This window comes from Coriobacteriia bacterium (assembly GCA_034370385.1).
GTDB lineage: Bacteria > Actinomycetota > Coriobacteriia > Anaerosomatales > PHET01 > JAXMKZ01.
Genome location: JAXMKZ010000043.1, coordinates 1 through 1,500 on the forward strand (window position 1 = coordinate 1; position 1,500 = coordinate 1,500).

The 1,500-nt window shown below is 64.1% G+C and carries 2 protein-coding genes; both read left to right on the plus strand.

Annotated elements, in window-relative coordinates:
- The first annotated feature begins 431 nt into the window (after nucleotides 1-431).
- Nucleotides 432-758, plus strand: a complete 327-nt coding sequence (locus U1E26_08815) for a helix-turn-helix transcriptional regulator (protein ID MDZ4169741.1) — start codon at nucleotides 432-434, stop codon at nucleotides 756-758.
- Nucleotides 755-1,330, plus strand: a complete 576-nt coding sequence (locus U1E26_08820; GenBank protein ID MDZ4169742.1) for a DUF2812 domain-containing protein — start codon at nucleotides 755-757, stop codon at nucleotides 1,328-1,330. The genes U1E26_08815 and U1E26_08820 overlap by 4 nt, the downstream gene beginning before the upstream one ends.
- Nucleotides 1,331-1,500 lie beyond the last annotated feature (170 nt).

Below are 1,500 nucleotides of genomic sequence, written 5' to 3' on the forward strand. Positions count from 1 at the left end.
CGCGCGACGGATTTCGTTGCGAGGAATGACAAGTCAGTCGCGGCGGAGCCGGCGGACGGTCGCAACCCGGGTCAAAGCAGCGTCGCGGCCGAGCGGATGCGGTGCGAGGAGTCGCATCGCGCGCACGAGCGGATGGATGTCGGGCGCCGGTCGAACGCGATCGCAGGTCAAGACGAATCGACGAGCCGCGAAGAAGCCGCATACTGCTTCCTTGCTCGGCTTGCAGCCCCGCTCACGCTAACGTGTTGCGCTTCAGCTGAAGCGCCGCCCAACCAAGCTTGCGACCCGAGCATACCTCAGAAGGCGGCGCTTTCTGCTGGAAGCGCTTGTTCGAACGCCCGTCACGATGATCCGCAGTTGACAGACTATATCGGCAAGCGCTATAACGGGACACGTAATAGTGGTCGCGCACTGGGAGGTGGGTCAGCAGCATGCCTAAGGAGACGCAGACCCCGCTCACTGAGACGGTCTACTACACCCTACTTGCTCTGGGGACACCACTGCACGGATACGGCATCATGCAACGCGTGGCCGAGATGAGCGGTGGACGCGTGAGGTTGGGCGCGGGCACGCTGTACGGCGCGCTCGCCACACTCGCCGAGCGAGGGTGGATCGTCGGGGTGGGAGACGGCGGAACCGATCGCAGGAAGGACTATGTGATCACCGAAGCCGGACGCGCTGTCGTGACGCAAGAGATATCTCGCCTTCAGGAGCTCCTGGCCGCCGGAGGTCGTTTCGAAGGAGGAAACGGACGATGAGTGCACACAAGGTTCTGAAGCCATTCTTCGGTGACGCCTTCTTCGAGAAGGAGGAGCCTTGGATAAACGAGATGGCGACCAAGGGAGCAAACCTCGTCAAGCCGGGGACGCTCTTCGCGACGTTCGAGGACGGAGAACCCGGAGAGTGGGTCTACTGCATCCATGTGCTCGCCAACGGCGCCCGAACCCGCAAGGGCGAAGAGTACCTGGGCTTCCTTCGCTCCACCGGGCTGGAGGTCGTGTGGGCCAGTGGCCAGGTCGCCTACCTCCGCCAGCCGGCGGCGGCCGGAGCCATCGAGCTCATGAGTGACCGCAGCTCGCAGGTGAGTTACCTGCGGAGGCTCATGTCGTGGTGGGCGGGTGAGATCGCCGTCGTGATCTCGACGCTTGTCATCACCATTCCGTTACTACTACCGGCGGGGCAGGTGACAGAGAAGCCCGTTCTTGACGTGCTGTTTCTTTCCGCCCTCGTCGCCGCAGCGGTTGGAGTGGGCTTGGTCAACGCTTTCCGCTTGGCACGCCTGGCCTCACGGGTGCGGGCACTCGAGCGGGAGCGTGTCCTGCTGGAATAGCTGCGCGCCGCGGGCGCGTTGGTCGTTCGAACGTTGTTGCGCTTCAGCCGCGAACGAGCGGCTCCCGTCAGCCTAGCGCGTGCGTGAGTCGGCTGGAAGCGCTTGTTGGGCGGCTATGCCCGCATCGGCTGTCGGCAGACCACACACAACCAAGGATGGGCGTCCGGGTC